17 protein-coding genes and 1 other RNA gene are annotated in these 19,056 nt (G+C 56.8%); 9 read left to right on the top strand and 9 right to left on the bottom strand.

Going from position 1 to position 19,056, the window contains the following annotated elements; translation table 11 throughout:
- Positions 1-47: 47 nt before the first annotated feature.
- Positions 48-1,253, bottom strand: a complete 1,206-nt coding sequence (locus ACYAF3_RS03085) for an Arm DNA-binding domain-containing protein (protein ID WP_023129095.1) — start codon at positions 1,251-1,253, stop codon at positions 48-50.
- A 439-nt stretch (positions 1,254-1,692) separates the two neighbouring features.
- Positions 1,693-2,058, bottom strand: a complete 366-nt coding sequence (locus tag ACYAF3_RS03080; RefSeq protein WP_071557662.1) for a hypothetical protein — start codon at positions 2,056-2,058, stop codon at positions 1,693-1,695.
- Between the two features lie 140 nt (positions 2,059-2,198).
- Between ACYAF3_RS03080 and ACYAF3_RS03075 the strand changes: the two genes are divergently transcribed.
- Positions 2,199-3,020 (top strand): hypothetical protein, encoded by an 822-nt coding sequence (locus tag ACYAF3_RS03075; protein WP_031756430.1) that lies wholly within the window; start codon positions 2,199-2,201, stop codon positions 3,018-3,020.
- A gap of 168 nt (positions 3,021-3,188) precedes the next feature.
- Positions 3,189-3,803, top strand: coding sequence for a recombinase family protein (locus ACYAF3_RS03070; RefSeq protein ID WP_031756431.1), 615 nt, complete (start codon positions 3,189-3,191; stop codon positions 3,801-3,803).
- 3 nt (positions 3,804-3,806) lie between these two features.
- Here ACYAF3_RS03070 and ACYAF3_RS03065 read toward each other — a convergent pair whose 3' ends face one another.
- Complete coding sequence (locus ACYAF3_RS03065) at positions 3,807-4,784, bottom strand: hypothetical protein (protein WP_126624925.1); 978 nt, start codon at positions 4,782-4,784, stop codon at positions 3,807-3,809.
- A 171-nt stretch (positions 4,785-4,955) separates the two neighbouring features.
- The gene (locus tag ACYAF3_RS03060; RefSeq protein ID WP_031756434.1) at positions 4,956-5,300 is read right to left on the bottom strand and encodes a hypothetical protein; all 345 of its coding nucleotides are present in this window, start codon (positions 5,298-5,300) and stop codon (positions 4,956-4,958) included.
- Between the two features lie 1,099 nt (positions 5,301-6,399).
- On the opposite strand from ACYAF3_RS03060, the gene ACYAF3_RS03055 reads away from it, so the two are divergent.
- Together ACYAF3_RS03055 and ACYAF3_RS03050 are read left to right on the top strand one after the other, a co-directional pair.
- Positions 6,400-7,614, top strand: coding sequence for a hypothetical protein (locus ACYAF3_RS03055; protein ID WP_124124547.1), 1,215 nt, complete (start codon positions 6,400-6,402; stop codon positions 7,612-7,614).
- 431 nt (positions 7,615-8,045) lie between these two features.
- Entirely contained in the window at positions 8,046-9,209 is a 1,164-nt protein-coding gene (locus tag ACYAF3_RS03050; protein ID WP_124124544.1) for a hypothetical protein, read from the top strand.
- Positions 9,210-10,254: 1,045 nt separating this feature from the next.
- On the opposite strand, the gene ACYAF3_RS03045 is transcribed toward ACYAF3_RS03050, so the two are convergent.
- The 4 genes from ACYAF3_RS03045 to ACYAF3_RS03030 all read right to left on the bottom strand — a co-directional run bounded on the left by ACYAF3_RS03045 (position 10,255) and on the right by ACYAF3_RS03030 (position 13,542).
- The gene (locus ACYAF3_RS03045; RefSeq protein ID WP_031756435.1) at positions 10,255-11,760 is read right to left on the bottom strand and encodes a YfjI family protein; all 1,506 of its coding nucleotides are present in this window, start codon (positions 11,758-11,760) and stop codon (positions 10,255-10,257) included.
- Positions 11,757-12,005, bottom strand: a complete 249-nt coding sequence (locus ACYAF3_RS03040) for a helix-turn-helix transcriptional regulator (RefSeq protein WP_031756437.1) — start codon at positions 12,003-12,005, stop codon at positions 11,757-11,759. The genes ACYAF3_RS03045 and ACYAF3_RS03040 overlap by 4 nt, the downstream gene beginning before the upstream one ends.
- Before the next feature lie 244 nt (positions 12,006-12,249).
- Positions 12,250-12,602: a transfer-messenger RNA gene (gene ssrA, locus ACYAF3_RS03035) on the bottom strand.
- A gap of 61 nt (positions 12,603-12,663) precedes the next feature.
- The gene (locus ACYAF3_RS03030; protein ID WP_031756440.1) at positions 12,664-13,542 is read right to left on the bottom strand and encodes a hypothetical protein; all 879 of its coding nucleotides are present in this window, start codon (positions 13,540-13,542) and stop codon (positions 12,664-12,666) included.
- 87 nt (positions 13,543-13,629) lie between these two features.
- Here ACYAF3_RS03030 and ACYAF3_RS03025 point away from each other — a divergent pair, with 87 nt between their 5' ends.
- Together ACYAF3_RS03025 and ACYAF3_RS03020 are read left to right on the top strand one after the other, a co-directional pair.
- On the top strand, positions 13,630-14,313 hold the full coding sequence (locus tag ACYAF3_RS03025; RefSeq protein ID WP_105579291.1) for a TetR/AcrR family transcriptional regulator: 684 nt from the start codon (positions 13,630-13,632) through the stop codon (positions 14,311-14,313).
- Between the two features lie 108 nt (positions 14,314-14,421).
- Complete coding sequence (locus ACYAF3_RS03020) at positions 14,422-15,363, top strand: alpha/beta fold hydrolase (RefSeq protein WP_003085798.1); 942 nt, start codon at positions 14,422-14,424, stop codon at positions 15,361-15,363.
- A 134-nt stretch (positions 15,364-15,497) separates the two neighbouring features.
- Here the strand turns inward: ACYAF3_RS03020 and ACYAF3_RS03015 are convergent, their stop codons facing one another.
- Positions 15,498-16,331: a metal-dependent hydrolase gene (locus tag ACYAF3_RS03015; protein WP_003109433.1), complete on the bottom strand. Its 834-nt coding sequence runs from the start codon at positions 16,329-16,331 to the stop codon at positions 15,498-15,500.
- Between the two features lie 124 nt (positions 16,332-16,455).
- On the opposite strand from ACYAF3_RS03015, the gene oruR reads away from it, so the two are divergent.
- The 3 genes from oruR to ACYAF3_RS03000 all read left to right on the top strand — a co-directional run bounded on the left by oruR (position 16,456) and on the right by ACYAF3_RS03000 (position 19,037).
- A complete protein-coding gene (gene oruR / locus ACYAF3_RS03010) occupies positions 16,456-17,475 on the top strand; it encodes an ornithine utilization transcriptional regulator OruR (RefSeq protein WP_003114220.1) in 1,020 nt (339 codons plus the stop codon).
- 101 nt (positions 17,476-17,576) lie between these two features.
- On the top strand, positions 17,577-18,218 hold the full coding sequence (locus ACYAF3_RS03005) for an MBL fold metallo-hydrolase (protein ID WP_003085806.1): 642 nt from the start codon (positions 17,577-17,579) through the stop codon (positions 18,216-18,218).
- A 105-nt stretch (positions 18,219-18,323) separates the two neighbouring features.
- Complete coding sequence (locus ACYAF3_RS03000) at positions 18,324-19,037, top strand: YiaD family glycine zipper/OmpA-like lipoprotein (protein ID WP_031756441.1); 714 nt, start codon at positions 18,324-18,326, stop codon at positions 19,035-19,037.
- Positions 19,038-19,056 lie beyond the last annotated feature (19 nt).

The raw sequence follows: 19,056 nt of genomic DNA, 5'->3' as shown, positions 1-19,056 counted from the left end.
CAGTCTGTTCGATAGCGTGCATGCTAAACCATGCTTGGCTATTACTGTTAAATCTTCAGTGAAAATGTGGGCCGTGGGAGGTTTGAGTGCTCTCCATCCCTGCCATAGCTCTCTAACCAGACATGCTCCGCTCTCGATCCCGCATCAGAATCCGCCGATGGCATCCATCTCCCATAGACGCGGGCAATCATAGTCCAATCACTGTGCCCCATCTGTTTCGCTACCCACATAGGGTGTTCTCCCGCTGAGAGCATCATGGAAGCGTAGGTATGCCTAGTCTGGTACGGCCGACGATACCGAACCCCGGCCTTCTTCATCGCGGGATGCCACATAGTCTTGCGGATCGGTTGGTCGCCAGCCCAGCGTTCAAGCGTGCGCGGATTCTGGAAGACCTCTTCATCAGCCAAGAATGTATGCGCCTTCTGCGCGGTCAGCGCTTCAAGGGCGGGTCGCAGCAGCTTCACTGACCGCCGGCCAGCGGCAGTCTTGGTTACCTCGGCCTCTCCACCTGCCGCCTGAGTCATGGCCCGGCTAATCATCACTTCTCCTCGTACCCAGTCGATGTCGGCCCAATCCAGTGCGACCAGCTCACTTGTGCGGAGTCCAGTCCAGAGCGCGAACTGCACCATGTTCCTGGCCTGGCCATTCAGGGCGGTCAGAATCGCCTGCTGCTCTTCTGGCGTAAACGGGTCCACGTCGTCATCTTTCGGCGGAGTTTCCTTTCGGGCGTATGTCCAGCCGGCAAGCGGGTTTGTGTCCAGGAGCTCCTCGTCGACCGCGTCGTTGAGGGCGGACCGCAGGCAGCTCTGAATATTGCTCAGCGTCTTGTTACCGACCTGCAGCTTGTCCAGCCAGCCCTTGATCGTCTTCCGCTTAAGATCGAGGGCAAGGTGGTGGCCCAGGGCAGGAACGAGCCGCAACTCGACGATTTTTCGATAGCCTTCGAAGGTGCTGCTGGAGATATGCTTCTTCTTTGCCTCCAGCCACCTGGTCAGGTATCCACCAACCGTTTCCTGGCTGGTTTCCGGTGCGAACTTGGCGGCCCGGGGAGAGCCAGGGAACGTGACGGAATAGTCGAACGTCCCCTGGGCGATGGCATGCTCGATCGCCGCCTTGTGCTGCTGGGCCTTCTTCAGATTAGTGGCGGAGGGCTTGAGCGCAACGCGCTCGCGGCACCTAACACCCCGGAACATGAACGTGATCTCGATGCTCGAGTCTGAGACTGCCCTGACCCCACTCCCGCCTCTACCCATGTTTCATATCCTTCCATATCGATAAGCGTCCGGCCGTCCGGCGCTTTCAACCAAATCTCACCAAGCCGCCATACACCATCGCGGATCTTGGAGCGGATCGCGTCCTCGCTGTAGCCAGACTCGGCAGCAAATTTCCTGACGGTTACGTAGCGCATGAGTCGTCAGTCCTGGTTATTCAGGGGTAGCGAGTGCGCAGCGGCCACGTATCGATTTGTCGTTCTCGGCTTGCTCGCGTAAGCAGCGTCTAACGGTACTGTTGCTCATATCCGACTCCCTTTGACTACTCGGATACAGCCTACGGACGGCTCCCAGACTTGTGTTTCGCTTTCAGGCAACAAAATCGACGGAAATTAGAAGTTGGAAATCCCCCAACCAAGGGCATGCACAAGCCGCATGACGCAACTAGATTGTCGGCTGCTCTCAACGCCCAAGGCCAAAGTCACGTCGGGTGCAGCTTTTTCTGCTCAAATGCGATGCGGTTCATTACGCAAACTGGAATTGCGAACCCTTGGATATTGGTTTTGAGAGTTTTGTGGCCGTCTTCGACGATTCCGCAGGGCACTCCCCGCCGGAAGCGCATTCCCCTGCCGATGTAATTGCGAAGGATGATTTCCCAAGACTCATCGTCGTAGTAGGCGCCAGTGATATCAGCCCAGTTGGCCGTCAGACCGCATCCAACAATTCCTCCAGATGTCAGGCAAAAAATTTCTACTTGGTTTTCCTTTGTAACAGGTACGGCGTAAATCCGGCCGTTGGGTGCTATGGGAGGAAACGTCTGCCCGTTACCGAGGTGACGAAATTCCATGGTAGATCTCCGGTGCATTGAGTTGCATAGCACCCTATGCCAGGTCATGGAAAACCCAAGCCGGCACAATCGAGTACAGATGCAGTTGGGTTTCCAGAGGGCCTTCATAAGCTGTGGCAATCAAAACAGGGAGTGGCGCCATGGGTAACAAATCAACCACGATCCGAATCGGCTTGCTGGTCGCGACAGTAGCTCTTCTGGTTGGGTGTTCTAGCACCCGGGGGACTAGCACTGCGCAGCTTCCCGAGCCGAGAGAATGGTCGGATGCTATGCATGTTCTGACCGCCATGGGGATTTCAGGGCAGCGTGACGTTCCAATCGAGTTGGCAGGGGCAGTTGATAGAGCGAGCCCAGCCAGCGGCTCTGGAACAATGGTCGGGGATGCTGGATTAAGCGCGGTTAGCTTCGCTTCGCCACCTACAAGCTTGAGTGGTGGCGCAGCTGCGGGAATTGGCTTGGGCTTGATGCTGTTGGGTGGCTCGAGCGATCCGGTGCGTGCAACTCAGGTTGTAGCGTGGGTACCTGCTGACCAGGCAAGCTCGCCGGAGGCTGCGTCTGCTCTCGCATTGCGTAAGGTCGAAGAGGCTCGCAAGAGAGTTTTTGCCAATGGACTATCGAAGTTGCCAATGCAGACCGGTAAATATCCTGATGGTCATCAACTCAGCTATGCATCCCTGGCAGACAGCTATGCGGAGCGGTCGATTGCATACAGGGAAGAGATTGCTAAATCGCCGAGCTTTCTGAGATCGCCACTCAGCTACGGGCCGATATTCATACGTGACAACCAGTTCACGCTAGATGCCTACAAGAACGACATGACAACGTCGGAAGCCATGCTGCTTGCATCGCAGCATCTGCCGGAGTGGTTCTACATCTACCACCCTGGCCAGCGTCTGAGGAAAAACTCGATCCCTGCGGCAATCTTCAATCAGGGCAGAGTTTTCTACTTCATAGGGAAATAATTCTGCTGGAATGTATCGCTGTGGATTTTCGCAAATCCGCGGCGATCTTTTTGGGTATGCCTATCCAGATACAGGCTTGTTTTGTCTTTTTCGAGCTCCTCGCTTGATAAGTAACACCCAAAGTGAAACATTATTAGTAGAAGGCCCTAACTGATACAGGCACTCATCATGTTCATCCGCGCATACCTCCGAGCCTCCACCAAAGAACAAGACGCCGGTCGCGCTCGGGCCGCGCTCGAGCAGTTCGCCAGCGACCATAACAAGATGATTGCGAGCGTGTACCTGGAGAACGCCAGCGGCGCCACCTCAGATCGACCTGAGTTGCTGCGACTGCTCAAGGATGCCCGCAAGGGTGACGTGCTGCTGGTGGAATCTATAGACCGCCTTTCGCGCCTCCCGGTTGAGGACTGGCAAAAGCTCAAAGCCGCCATCGACTCCAAGGGCCTGCGCATCGTGGCGCTTGACCTGCCTACCAGTCACCAAGGAATGCAGGACACCAAGGGCGACGAGTTCACTAGCCGGATGCTGGGGGCCATCAACTCAATGCTTGTGGAAATGATGGCAGCTATTGCCCGCAAGGATTACGAGCAGCGGCGAGAGCGTCAGGCCCAAGGTATTGAAAAGGCCAGGGCGGCCGGCAAATACCAAGGACGCCCGGTCGATGCCGATTTACACAAGCGAGTGAAGGAGCTATTGGAGGCCGGCCTAGGCATACGCGCGACGGCCAGACATGCCAATTGCTCTACTACCACAGTCCACCGAATCAAAGCGATAGAAAAATAGTAACTATTTGGCCTTAGAGATCTCTTTCAACACTTTCCTCAAGTCAAACCCCCGTATCCGACCTTCTTCAAGCAACTCAATAAATTGCTTTATGTAGAAATGAGCGTCGGCTTCTGAAGGCTTTTCCGCGTCTATGAGAAATATTGGAAGCATTTTGTGAATCACATCCTTGCCATGGGCAATCAGTCTATCTTCGCTCCATTCGCTCATATATCTGCGTGCCCGGTACTGTGCTTCTACCAATTCCTGTAAAGACTGAGGGCCAAGGCGAGGGCCGTGGTTGTGCTCAAATTGGAGGGCAGAGGTTTCGCTCGTACTTTCAAAGTTGTGACCTTGCGAATGTGCCCAAGCTTTCAGAAAAAACTGAATTTCTTGCTCAATTTTATGATGGCGATGAGCATTGAAGGGGTTGCTTATAATAAAGGTCGGCAGGCGTGTCGATATACCACCACTTTGCTGTAGCCGGTAGGTAGTTTGGATCAAAATTATAAAATCAATCTCCGAGAATCGGCTTGGCTCTTTGCCGTCACCGATGAGCCGGGAGCTGAACTTGTCAGCGAGTCGAGAGGCAGGAATACTTTCAACGGTGTCATTCAATATCAGCGCGATCCCTGGGGTGTCGGGATCAAGGCTCAATAGCCTTTTCGATGAGGCAATCTGTTGTTTGGCATTTCTAAGCACCCCCTCAACCATCCTAGTTGCGTTAGAGAAAATTTTGTCCAGATGCTCTTGTCCTCCTGGCGTGTTCTTTATCGCGGTTTCGAGGTCATACTCGCCAAAGATCAGCGGAAAATCGTCAGACTCCATTAGCGCTTTGGCACCGTCCAAAATCTTATCTCTCGGATCAATCTTCAGCGTTTTGAGTTCGACAACCGCTTGCCCGTTGAAAAACAGATAATCGGCAATCTTGACTTTATCAGGCTGAGCGACATGACCGTCGAGAAGCGTCACGTGGTTTTGGCTTCGGAGGAAGCTAATCATGCGCTCCTCGATATCCCGCACATTGTCCATTCGATACCTATCCACTGATATACGAGTAAGCCAGACATTCTAGACGCAACTAGCGAAGTAGTTCTACGTGCAGCCAGTAGCAGTGGCCTCGGTACGAACTACCCAAGCGGTATTTAGGTCGCCTGGATTGCACTGGCTCGATTAACGTCCCTGGCGACGGCGGAGGGCTCGAATCATCCTGTCGCGCATGAAAACGGTTGCGACTGACACCGCGAGCGCTATCCCGCCCGCCAGTTCGCCGAAACGGACGAAGGCAACGATGTTTACTAGGGCGAGAGCCATGATGCCGTAGAACTCAGCGTTGGCCCTACCTGCGGCCATAGCCTGGCGCTCGGTGAGCATCCACTTCGGCGACAGACAGAAGGGGCATACAGATGACTCAGGATCACCACCCCCTAGGGGAACTCCGCTCAGGTAAAGCGGAGCGCTGGTGATCACCTTCGGAACCATCATCCTCTTACAGCACTGGCATTCGACTTTGCTCACGCTGTCATCCTCCTTTACTGTGCACGTGCTTAAACGTGGCCTGATCGCTCACTTGATCCAATTAATCGGCAGTTGAGTTCGGGCGTGTTCCGCTGTGTTTGCTGTTGTCGTGCTGCTTGTCCAGGTAAGCGGCTATCCTGTAACCAATCGTGGCTGTTACCCCCAAGGCGCAGAGCACGCCGAACACTGAATAGATTAGTAGTTCAAACCGGTCCATGTTCTTCTCCCGTGCTGATGGGCATCAAAGTCGAGCCCAGTCTCCCCTCGACCTCGGAAAACCCAAGTGGCTGATCTGATGTTTTTGGGTGGCCCTGAAATCCGCTTCGCGACACATCGTAAAAAATTGGGCTCACCTCCCATCTATTGCTTATGGGAGTCTGACGCTTCACCTCCCATAGAGAACCTTACCGATTTGCTGGAAGGGGGCGTGAAGGGGTGTCGTGGCTGCAGCCCGCATCGTTGCTGGATTTTTGATTATTAACGGGTGTCGCCCTGGCAATTGGCGCTGCGAAGGGGTGTCGCCAAGAGGTGTCGGGAAGGGGTGTTGTGGCCGCAAGCCTCATGAATACTGGGTTTCAGCGTTTTCACGGCCTTTAGCTGGGCAATTGGCGTTGTGAAGGGGTGTCGGGAAGGGGGGTTGTGGCTGTAAGCCTCATGAATACTGGGCTTCAGCGGTTTTACGAGTTTCTTTCCAGCCAATTATCATTGTGAAGGGGTGATGTCAGTATGCTGTCGCTCCTGAGGGAGTAATCTGTTCGCGTGGAAGACCCAGTGGTAGCGACAAACCAGCGTCAGATGACGATCCGGCACCAAAGGTGTAAGTGCAGCGCGCCGGCTGCGACGAGAAACGGACGGCAGATGACGGTGTGTCTTACTGAGCGCACCAGTACGGTGAATGGGCAACGAATGACGATGGTGAAGTGCGTTCATGATCGTCAGATAGTGATCGATAGACCGAGCCGGTCAAGAATGGCCGCCGAAGGTGGCTGCGTGCGGCCAAAAGATGACGGTCGGTAGACAGGCCAATATCAAAATAGTAGCGTCGACGGCTACGCTCAACGGCTTTATCTTCTCATCGTTGTGACAAGGAAGGACCCAGATGACTGACGTACACCTGCCTGCAATTGCAGCGAATACGCTGCCTGTCCTCGATCAATTGACCAAAGCCCTAGGAGTTCCCCGGGATATTCTCGCCTCGCCAGGTGAGATAGAAACCGCATGGATAAATCTTCCGGGAATTCTGAAAAAAATCCCACCTGCTCTTCGAACCGAAGGGATGGCTCGCATGTGTGTCGCCGTCGCGTCTGGGCTCTTCGACAGTGCAATCAACTATGTCTGGAATTGTTCAATAATTGAGCTGCGGGAAAAAGTAAAACGCTTTGGTCTGAACGTGGTCGAACAAATCACCGGAAAAACAGCATTCGATGAACAGGCGCTACTCGATCTAAAGGATGCCGAACTGCTTAACTTGTGCTTGAAGCTGAACCTGATCACCGAGGACGGATATTTCTTTTTAGATCAGTGCCGAGATATCCGGAACAATTTTTCGGCAGCACACCCCGTCGTTGGAAAAATTGACGACCATGAATTTATCGGATTTGCAAACCGATGTGCAAAGTATGCTCTCGGCAATGAGCACAATCTGATTGGGGTCAACCTCGCTGCCTTTATGGCTGCAATCAAAGGAGGAAAATTTTCCAGAGAGCAGAAGGACCAGTGGGTTCATCGAATCCGGCAGACTCATGAAGCTCAACAGTATCTTATTTTCGGTTCCCTCCATGGCATATACAGCGACCCCGCTAGCAACGAGGAAGGCCGAGTCAATGCTCTTTCTGTAGCTGCCGAATTCGCCCCCCACTTCACACCCAAAGCCCGATCAGACTTAATAAACCGCCATCACGACTACATAGCGAAGGGCGATGAAAAACGGCATAAAGCGTCTCAGCAGTTCTTCGAAAAATTGGGAATGCTCGCCTTGCTCGGAGAGCATGAGGTCCACTCGCTGCTTTCCAATGCGTGCAAAAGACTAATGACTGTGCATCAGTCCTTCGATAATTTTTATAACGAGCCGTCTTTTGCTGAACGGTTGTTGCAGTTATCACAGCAGGTTGCCGTTCCCGACACAGTCAAGGATGAACTCGTAGAAACGGTCCTGACCTGTGCCACCGGAAATCCGTATGGAGTGTCAAACGCGGCAGTCCCATACTTTCACAAAATGATCAAAGGATTCTCTCCTGCCGAGGTCGAGATAATGCTCAGCCTTCCGGTAAAAAAAGGGATCTTGAATGAAAGGCTTAAAATCAGTGCGACCTGAGCTAATAGATACAAAACCTTAGTGCAACTCATAGATGTTTCGTCAGTTCCTGCAAAAGCAGCAGCAGCGTACGCACAGTGGACGAAGTAGCTTGGTGCATCACTTAGAGCCTTCCATTGATGAAGCAATCGGGGGCAGACCACGATTATGGCTTGAGTAAAATGTGGTCTATCCCCGTTTTTTTCGCGTTCTTTCAGTAGCGCGGCGAACTAGCAAAGCCCATGATTCTCGCCCCAGCCATATCCTAGACTAACAGCAAAGTGGATGGGTTTATTTTTTGATCAACATGCGAACCTAGTAAAAAACCGAGACAGATTTATTTCTTTGCCAAGATCCTACCCCTAGGTCGGATCCCGTCAACGTAGATACATCCGACCTCCTTTTTTGAAAACTGTCCCTATTAACTACACAAGCAGTAACAAGGGAGCGTAATGAAAACTTTTTACCTTGGTGGCCCTACGTGGATGTTCCTAATACCAGATCAGATGTATGGGGAAGACGGAAAGCTCCGCGCGGCTCATCACCATTACAAAAACGCAGACATATATTTCATAACCAAAATGTGCAAAATCCGGTTCGACACAAGGCAAACTCGAGTTACTTCAGATGGCCAGATACAGACGACAATCATTGTTGGCGACCCATCTGGAGAGCACAAAACCTACCGCTTTGTGTTCCCGCACATATACACACTGTATTCAGTCAAACACATCGCCCCTCAATTCGAAAGCGTAGAGCATTTCTTTAAATATACTCTATGCCACTACTATCGCCCTCAGTCACGCCTGAGTCGCGCTGCGTATAAGTTTGGCAGATCACTAGCTACAATCAAAGCACTATCGTCTTTAGGCTTCACCTTAATGAAGTGGGCGTACGCAAGGGAAGTGAAAATCTCTCACAAGACCGCATACGAGATAACGATCGACGATCCCCTTCTAAGAAGTATTGTTAACAATGCCGAAGTCGAGCAAATGAAGACCGAAAATCCGGAAGTATACCGCCGCCAACGGGAACTTCATGACGCAGACTGGGATACGGAAAGGTTAAAAAAAGTTGATTTTAGTCAACTTCCTGGCGGTGGTGAAGCTCTGGCTTCACGGCTAACGGTGGATCAAGTTATCAACATATTTGATGTCGATGTCGGGGTGCAGGAAATACTATATATCGGAAAAACCAACAGAGAACCTTTTGAGCGACTTTTGCCTCATGAGAAATTGCAAGAGTTAGAATCAAAATTCTTAAGGAATGATGGTGAATCCCTCATAGTTCATCTATTTGGATTCAAAAAAATAGACATTGCAAATGGAACCGTCAATCAAACAAAGCTAAAAAAGGAAGATGCGACCTCAGCGTGCGAAGCGGAGCTTATAAACTACTTCAAGCCAGCAATGAATAGCGACTACGTGAAAGATACAGGCAAGTCCAACTGGGATTACATTCGGAAGATGCGAGCCAATAAGTACCAACAAATACTCGTAGAATTAGACATTGACGGCCAATATACCAAGTTCGCGTCAACGGAGGCGGGCATTTCCGGAAAGAATAAGCACGCATTTATTGTAAACCTTTCGTCGCTGGTCCGACAGGTTCACTGAGCACTGTTTAGCGCAAAAAAAACACGAAAAATTGGCAGGTCTATTTATTCCTAATGTAGTCTAGTGAATAAATAAATCTGTCCCCTTTCAAGTCCAAATGTACCTACGAAAGTCTTGGGGATTCCCAGTTAGTTTTCGTGCCCGAGAGCTATTTTCAATTCTTCAAGAACTGCCTGCTCGGTAAGTTCGGCGATTTTCATTAAGATTTCCATTTTTTCGAAGTTGTTTTTATAGGAAAGTGGGATTGATGCCGTGCCTTCATGCGCGATTTTATGTCTTGCTTCCAAAAGCCTGCTTAGCGTTGTGTTTGCTTCATTTCTTGTGAATTCTTGCGATTGCCAATGATCTGAAATTTTACTTATACCTAGGGCGCGTATTTGACGTATTGAATTTATTTAGCGATTCGTCGAGTTTGTTTTTTGCGATGGTTTTTAATATGCGGCTACCTTCAGATTTTTCGATTTGCCGAAAGCCATACTTCGCAAGATCTTCGATAAACACTTGCCAAAAAGCGATCAACTGGAATACGTATGATTGATTTAGGAAATGTATTTTTAGCTCGAGCTTCTTAGCGTCGCTATCTGTTAAGTCCTGTTGGATGTGTTGAATGTATTTTATTTTTACTAGGTTTTTACTAAAAGTATGGAGAGGTTTGTATTCAAGATCGAGAGTAATTGACATGGTTGGCACTGGGGAGGAATGGATTTATTTATGTGTTGGCTGGACCGTTTCCTGTCCTTGTGGACGAATGGAAATCTCCAACCTCACAAGCAGAGTCTGGCCCAATCTTGCAGGGAAGTGAATCACCGCTGGCTTTCTAGACGTATCGGGTGGTCTGCTTTTGGCCGATTCCGGCCTGATTCGACAGATTCAGAGCGCCGCTTCGCAAGCACTGGCAGCTGCCCCAAGCGCTCAGGTACGTCCATTTGGGCGCTGATTACTTATCCCAACCAGGAAATGGGTGCCTACAAAACCTACAGAACTTAGTTTCGTAGGTTCTGTAGGCTGCCCTACCGGCCTTTTTGGTAAACAGGTTGGGGCTAGGCTACGTTTTTCGCCAGATGTAGCGTGTTGATGGGCGGCCACCTTTTTCTCCGGCCACCTCGTAGCCAATGATTAAATCGTGTTCAGCCAGAACTGCGAGTGCGTTGTTCACAGCGTCCTGTGAACCCAATCCCATCCAGTCCTTCTGACGCACCTCGCGTGGGGTAAACGGTTCGGGTAATTTCCGCTGACGCTCCAAGATCAGCCTGGCACCGAGTAGTGGGGCGTTGATAGCTGCGCCGTAGAGTCGCAAGGCATGGCTCATCAGGTAGCTCGCCCAGTTAATGGCCCGGGACGTGGACTCTGTGCCCACGGCTCTCTGTCTACTTTCGACAAGTTCGAAGAGTAGGGCCAACCCTGCAATGGTCTGTGGCATTTTTAGATAATGGGATTGCAATGCTGGGTGAAATTCTTCGCTCCGGCTTTGTTGCATATGACGCGTATACCAGGCGTTAAACATTTCCTGTGCTTCTGGGCTGAACCTGAGCGTAGTACGAGGCTTGGATGGTAGCTGATCGAGGTAGTCAATAACCTGTTTCACTTGCTCAGCGGCAGCTTGGTTTGGCCAGCGATCAACCAGACGCCACTCACGGATGTCGTCGGGATAGACGGCGAGCTGTAGGCGCTGAATCAGGCCGTCATCCACTTCGCCGCTGATTGCGGCGTTCACCAGGGATGCGATTCGTGAGGGTTGAATTCCGCCTATCAGTGATAAACAACATGACTCGATGAACAGGGTGCCTCGGCCAATGCGATCGTAGGTAAATGAGCCATTGCCATCGAAGCACTCCAAGTAGAAAGCGCGTGCCACTGAGCCGTCCTCACTCTGCATTGTTGCGAGCCAGCCCCCGAGCTCGTCACGTACTAGCAGCAGGCCGTTTGGGTTTTCGTTGAGCAGCTCACCGAGCTTTTCTACCGTTGAGTCGTTGACGGTGTAACGACGCTGCACTGGAGGCAGCACATCACTTGAAACCTTGGTGAGTTCCTCCCGCGCTCCAAGTTTGTCGCCGCTGCCTACAAGTTTCGTGGCCTTGCTCTTAGCAGCCTTGCGCTCGATGTCGCGCAGCTCACTGTTGGTCCTGTACTCCTCCAACGCCATGGAGTGCTGATTTCGCTCTCTTGTCTCCAATGCGTCCAAGGGACGAAGCGCTTGCTTGAGCGCTGGCGTTTTCATCGCAGACGGTCGTCCAATGATGACTCCCCATTGGTTGGGAACGACAGTCCAATCATCATGCTGTTTCGGATGGATGGTGAATTTGCGCCCGACCACGGCGCTGACAGCAACTACAAGCGCGACCCCAACAAAATCCGGCGGGCACTGGGTACGCTCAGCGACATCCCGCACGTATTCTTGAAGAACAGCAGGCAGTAGCTCTTCACGCCAGGGCATAACCCTGGCCAATCCGCTCGGCAGTGGCTTTGGCACGATGCTTGGATTCAGATACGAAGCACGTGCTGCCTCCGGCATTTCCGCCAAGAACGACGGTATCTGCTCGTGTGTGGTCATTTCTCATCTCTCTCAGAGAGAGCCCGAGTGTCTCCATCACGCTCGCTGATCTTGCTCTCCAGCCAGGCTTCCACCTCCGCGACAACGAAGTAAACGCCAGCCTGTTTGCTCGGGCCAAACTTGATGGGGCGAGGGAAGCTGGGGTCGCTTTCGCGCAGCTTCTCGAGGCCAGAGCGGCTCTTGTCAAAACAGTGCTGCAGGGAGGCGTGACTGATCAGGTACTTCTTGGGGGCATGTGTCGGCATGTGTGGGTCTCTGTGTGTAAGCCGACACAGATTTAATACCCCTGCCAGACCGCTGTGGCTCGATTTCAAACCGAAAAATCGTCGGAAAACGCAATCACGGTTGATGCGATGGGGGCATAGCCGCAGATATGGAATGGGCTATGAAGGCTGTCATAAAGCTGGCATTACCGAGCCAAAACAACCCATTTAGGCACAAAAAAGGCACTTGCGAGATTCGCTAAGTGCCTGATTTGTAAGGATTATTTGGTGGAGCCGGGGGGATTTGAACCCCCGTCCGCCAGCTCTCCGCTATCGGTTCTACATGCTTAGCCAGCTCTACTGAGTTAACTCCGCGCCGCCCGAGTGGCAGGGTGCTTGGAGCGAGCTGTATGAGTTTTAGCCGTTACGTCTACAGCGAACTTGGCGGCGATCCTGTTCTATCTGACAGTCGTTTCGGGTTTACAGGCATCCCCTAGCGACTGCTAGCCGCATTAAGCAGCTAGAGCGTAGTTGTCGTCGTTGGCAACTATAAGTTTGCAGCAGCGAATTTACGAGTTCTGCTACCAGCTCGGCATGCCCCTCAAGTTTTGTTACCGGCGTCGAATCCTAATCGGCCCCAAAACCTTGACAGGTCGACGACCAGTCTACGGCAAAGGGCTGCGAGAGTCCAATCCGCCGCTCATAAACCTTTGACGCCGCTGGGTTTCCCCTCCGGAGGCGGGCTCAGGTCCAGGGGTTTGTCCGGTGCCTTGGCGTTCCGCCCGGGCGCCAGCTGTTTTTCCACGTCGGCCTGGATCGCCTGCAACACCGGTTGCAGGGCGCGCATGTTGTCGCGGACCTCGGGGTAAGGGTGGTCCTTGGCGAAAGCGGCGATGCGTTCCAGCAACTGGGCGCGCACCGGGGCGGGCAGGTGGATGAACAGCTCGGGCATTTCCTTGGCCAGTTCGGCGGAGTAGAGCACCAGGTCCTGGCGCTCGAACTGGGCGGTGAGGCCGAGGTAGTCGAGGGCGCTGCCGGTGAGCATCGCCGCGGCCGCCTTGGTTTCCTGCATGCCCTGCAGGCGCGCGGGGTTGCGCTGCTCGGCCTGGGACAGGGTCATCCAGAATTCGACGGTGAGGGTGAACAGGATCGACTGCTCGCGCAGCGAGTAGCTCATCAGGCCCAGCGCCTCGGCGCCGTAGGGCTGCTTGGCGGCGCGGAAGTCGAAGTACAGGCGCATCAGCTCCTTGAGCTTGAACAGTACTTCGCGGGCCTCGTTCTGGCGGATCTCCAATGGGCTGTAGATGTTCAGCTGCGGGCGGAAGTTTTCCTCGCTGACCATGCGCAGGTAGAGCGGCCCGGTGAATTCGCCGCTGCGTCGCGGCAGGGCGTTTTTCTGGGTTTCCTCGATCTTCTTCAGGGCGTCGATCAGCACCTGGTAGTCGTGGCTGTCCCAGGGCTTCTGGATGTCCGGGATGCGCTGGCCGAGGTAGTAGAGGTCGGCGGCCGCGAGCGGGCGGCCGAGAACCAGTAAAAGGATGGCCAGCGGCCAGAGCAGGCGGCGTGATAGGGTCGGCACGGACTTTCCTTGCGGGGCGCGTGGATCGGCCTAGGTTAGCGATGGCCGGGGCCGCCGTCACCCCGCGCTTCGATTGGGGCGGACGGGATGGCAACGGCGCAGTGGGACGGCTTGCAGGCGGTATTCGAGGATCTCGGCGGCTACGGCGCGCTGGCGCGCCAGGCGGCGCAGGGCGAGGGGCCGCTGGTGGGGCATCTGCAACGGACCAACATCCAGCTCGCGGCGATCCCGGTGTTCACCCGCAAGGGGATCGCCGAGACCACGGTCAACGACTTGCTGGAGGCGGCGCGGGTCTCGCGGCGGACTTTCTACAAGTATTTCGCCGGCAAGCTGGAGGTGCTGGAAAGCATCTACCACAGCGCCGTGCAATTGCTGCTGGCGCGCTTCGGCGGGCTGCGCAGCGAGGCCGGCAGCGACGAGGACTGGTTGCGGGCGATGGTCTCGCTGTTCTTCGACTACCACCTGGCGGTCGGTCCGATCATTCGCATGATGCAGGAGGAGGCCCTGCATGCCGGCTCGCCGCTGGCGGCGCACCGGCAGCGCGCGCACCTGAAGATTATCGAGCTGTGGGCCGAGCGCCTGGGCGCCCAGGGCGCGGCCCACGATGCGCTGACCTACCGGGTGCTGATCTGGGCGATGGAGGCGGCTTCGCTGGAGCTGCTCAATGCCAGCGACCCGCTGGAGCTGCCGCGGGTCAAGCGGGTGCTCGGCGACCTGCTGGTGGGTACGCTCTGTCCCCGCATCCAGGCTCCGACGAGATTGCAAGGGTAACAGCCGGGCAGTCGCCGCTCGCGCCTACAGAACCTAGGTTGGGCTCGCAGTCCGTCGTGGCCATGCTCTGATGCCCTGTCATAACAACAAGACGGGAGACGTGCGTCCATGTCCGCGACACCCTATCTGCTGCAACCGCCGCTGGCGGTCGGATTCGCCCGCCTGGGCTTCGGCTCTCTCTCGCTGGAGTCGTTGCGCGAACGCTACGCCGCACCGTCCAGCGGCTCGCGCTTCATCGAGCTGGACGGTTTCCCGCTGCACTACCGCGACGAAGGCAGCCGCGACAAGCCGGTACTGGTGATGATCCACGGCGTAGTGGCCTCGCTGCACACCTGGGACGACTGGGTGAAGGCGATGTCGCCGTACTTCCGCATCGTGCGCTTCGACGTACCGGGCTTCGGCCTGACCGGGCCGGGGCGTGACAGCCGTTACTCTGGCGAGCGCATGGTGGCGATCCTCGGCCAGTTGCTCGATTTCCTGAAGATCGACAAGGCCTCGATCGCCGGCAACTCCCTGGGCGGCTATATCGCCTGGAACTTCGCCCTGGCGCAGCCGCAGCGGGTGGAGCGGCTGGTGCTGATCGACCCGGCCGGTTACCAGATGCGCAAGGTGCCGTGGATGATCGCCTCGGCGGCGCTGCCCGGCTCGACCCTGGCGATGCCGCTGTGGATGCCGCGAGCGCTGATCGCCCAGGGCATCAAGGAAGTCTATGGCGAGCCGGGGCGGATCAAGCCGGGGGTGGTCGACCGCTACTACGATCTGAGCCGCCGCCCGGGCAACCGCAAGGGCATGATGGAGATCTTCCGCGTGTTGCTGAAGGTCAACCGCGAGGAACTCGGCACCTCTGGCGAACGCATCGCCCGGATCGTCGCGCCGACCCTGCTGATGTGGGGCGAACGCGACCGCTGGATCTCGCCGAAGCACGTACCGCTGTGGCAACGCGACCTGCCGGGGATCCAGGTGAAGACCTATCCGGGCGTCGGGCATATCCCCATGGAGGAGATTCCCGAGCAGACCGCGGCGGATGCACTGCGCTTCCTGATGGCCTGATCCCAGGCCGTCATGAAGAAGCCCGCGCTGGTCAGTCGCGGGCTTTTTAATGCGTGGACGAAGGGCCGAAATACCAGGCAGGGCAGGGAAACGATGCATGCCCCTCTCGCGGCGCGGAGGGGCGGCGAGGAGGGTCAGGCGGCCTTCGGTTCCGGTTCGAACTGGTCGCGGTACTGCTCGATGAGGTGCAGGTTATTGTGCTGCCAGGGGTGGAAGTCCTTCTTGTAGAAGTCCAGGTACACGCCCACCAGCGAGCGGAACACGCCGTCCTTGCCCCACAGCCACTTGATGCCGTCGCGCCAGACCTTGAAGTTCCACAGCAGGCCGTCGCGCTTGAGCATGTGGACCAGGCCCTTGGTGGTGTCGAGGGCGAAGAAGAAGGTGCCCTGGACCATCGCCCGGCGGCGCAGCCTGGCCTTGCCGTTGACCAGCATGAACACGTCGTAGGCCACCGCCTTGTGCTCGGTTTCCTCCAGTGCGTGCCAGCGCCACAGGCGGGCCATGGTCGGGTCGGCGCCTTCCAGCCACCTGGGGTTGCTCAGCAGGCCGTCGGCCATGATCGCGGTGAGGTGCTCCAGGGCCGCGGTGGCCGCCAGTTGCCGCGACGGGTGCAGTTTCTGCTGGGCGAAGCGGATGCGCCGCTTGGCGCCGCCTTCCAGGCGGTCGATGTCGTAGCCGAGGGCGCGCAGGCGGTCGCTGTAGACCAGGTGCTCGCGGCTGTGGTGGCCTTCCTGGCCGATGAAGCCACGGATCTGTTGCTTCAGCGCCGGGTCCTCGACCCGTTCGCGGTAGTGGCGCACGGAGTCGATGAAGAAGCGCTCGCCATCGGGGAACAGCACCGACATGGCGTTGAACATGTGGGTCTTGAAAGCGTCGCCGCTGTGCCAATGGCGCGGCATCGGATCGGGCAGGTCGAAGTCCAGATGACGCGGGCGGATCTCCAGACCTTCGGGGGTGGTGCTGGCCATAGCGGCTCCCTGTGATGGTGAAGGACCATGGGATCGACTATCGCTTGCGGGGGATAGCCTCACAAGGTTATCTTCTGCCAACTTTCCGGTCATATCCGGCCAGCGGTCAGAACAATAAACAGCCATGAAACAACCGCTCAATTTCACCGCCGAACTGGTGCCGGTGGCCTATGCCGAGGCACTCCTCGATCTTGTCGCGGAGTACGGCGTATCCCGCCAGGCGCTGTTCGACGCTGCGCGGGTGCGTCCCGAGGTGCTGGACAGCCCGAACGGCCGCCTGTCCTTCCTCGACTTCAACCAGCTCACCTACAGCGCCCAGGCCCTGTGCGGCGAGCCGGCGCTGGGGCTGGTGCTCGGCCAGCGCCTGAACGTCTCCGCCCACGGCATCCTCGGCTACGCGGTGCTGTCCAGCGCCAACCTGGGCAAGGCCATCCAGTTCGCCCTCAAGTACTACCGGGTGCTCGGCCTGGCCTACGAACTGGAACTGGTGCTCGATGACGGCCGCGCCGAGTTGCGCGCGGTGGAGTCGATGCCGCTGGGCGCCGCTTCGGTGTTCGCCGCCGAGGGCCTGATGGCGACGCTGTATTCCATCGCCTGCTTCCTGGTCGGCGAGCCGTTGCAGGACGTGCGGGTCGGCTTCGCCTATCCGCCGCCGGCCCATGCCCGGCGCTACGCCGAGGTGTTCGGGGTGGCCGCGGAGTTCGAGCAGCCCTGGCACTGGCTGAGCATGCCCAGCGAGTACCTGGAACGACCGATGGCGCTGGCCAACCCGGCCACGGTGCAGATGTGCGAGCAGCAGTGCGAGGCGCTGCTGGCCACCCTGGACGTCCAGGAAGGCCTGCTGACCCGTGTGCGCCGCCTGCTGCTGGCGCGTCCCGGCGACTTCCCCGATCTCGAACAGGCCGCCCGCGAACTGCACACCAGCGGGCGCAGCCTGCGCCGGCACCTGTCGTCGTTGGGCACCACCTACCAGCAGGTCCTCGACGATGTGCGCAAGCGCCTGGCCCTGCAATACCTGACCACCACCCAGCTACCGCTGTACGAGATCGCCCTGCTGCTCGGCTTCAACGATTCGTCGAACTTCCGCCGGGCGTTTCGCAAGTGGACCGGCAAGCTGCCCAGCGACTACCGCGAAGCGCCCTGAGCCGACGCCGGCGATCCTCGGCAGCGGATGGATGTGCCATTCTTGGCGTTTCATAGAAATCCATGGCGCGCTTGCCGCGCCGACCGTGATCGGAGTCTTGCATGTCGACATCCCCCGCGCTGATCCGCGAAACCTTTCCCGTCGGGCCTTTGCAGTGCAACTGCACCATCATTGGCGATCCGCTGACCAGGAAGGCCATCGTCGTCGATCCGGGCGGCGACCACGAACTGATCCTGCAGCGCCTCGACCGCCTCGGCCTGCAGGTGGTCAGCATCATCCATACCCACGCGCACCTGGATCACTTCCTCGCCTCCGGCGAGATGAAGAAGCGCACCGGCGCCAGCCTGCACCTGCACAAGGACGACCAGTTCCTCTGGGACAACCTGGAGATGCAGTGCCAACTGTTCGGCGTGCCCTACACGCCGGTGCCGGCCCCGGACCGCTGGCTGGCCGACGACGAGGAACTGGCCTGCGGTTGCGGAGTGGCACTGCACACGCCGGGGCATACGCCGGGCTCGATGAGTTTCTGGTTCCCCCGGGCGAAGCTGCTGATCGCCGGCGACACCCTGTTCCGCCGTGGCATCGGCCGCACCGACCTGTGGGGCGGCGACTCGGCGGCGATCCAGCGTTCGATCAGGCAGCGTCTGTACAGCCTCGACGAGGACGCCACGGTGGTCGCCGGCCATGGCCCGGACACCACGCTGGGCGAAGAGATGCGCGAGAACCCCTTCGTCAGGGGCTGAAAAGGATTTTTCCGAGCATCGGGAATTTTGCCACTTGGCTATGCTCTAAGATATCGGCCGCCCCTCACGCAGGGGCGTTTCAGTACCTCGAGGAGTAGTTTTCCCATGTTCACCTCCCGTTGCCTGCCTCTGGCCGCAGCCGTCACCGCACTGGCGCTGCTCGCCGGTTGTGCCAACAACAACCCCTACGACACGCAAAGCCAAAGCCAGGGTGGCATGAGCAAGACGGCCAAGTACGGCGGACTGGGTGCGCTGGCCGGCGCCGTCGCCGGCGCCGCGATCGACCACAACAACCGTGGCAAGGGCGCGCTGATCGGCGCTGCCGTTGCCGGCGCGGCCGCCGCGGGTTATGGCTACTACGCCGACAAGCAGGAAGCCGAGCTGCGTCGGCAGATGGAAGGCACCGGCGTGGAAGTGCAGCGCCAAGGTGACGACATCAAGCTGATCATGCCGGGCAACATCACCTTCGCCACCGATTCGGCGAACATCGCCCCGAGCTTCTACGCGCCGCTGAACAACCTGGCGAACTCGTTCAAGCAGTACAACCAGAACACCATCGAGATCATCGGTTACACCGACAGCACCGGCAGCCGCCAGCACAACATGGACCTGTCCCAGCGTCGTGCGCAGAGCGTGGCCGGCTACCTGACCGCCCAGGGCGTCGACGGCACCCGCCTGAGCACCCGCGGCATGGGCCCGGACCAGCCGATCGCGAGCAACTCCACTGCCGACGGTCGCGCGCAGAACCGGCGCGTCGAGGTCAACCTGCGACCGGTTCCGGGCGCCCAGGGCCCGGCGCAGACCCAGCCGCAGTACTGATCGCGGCCTGGACGAAAAA

The sequence above is a fragment of the Pseudomonas sp. TZ252 genome, assembly GCF_056110345.1.
This window is presented reverse-complemented; position numbering and strand designations above follow the sequence as displayed.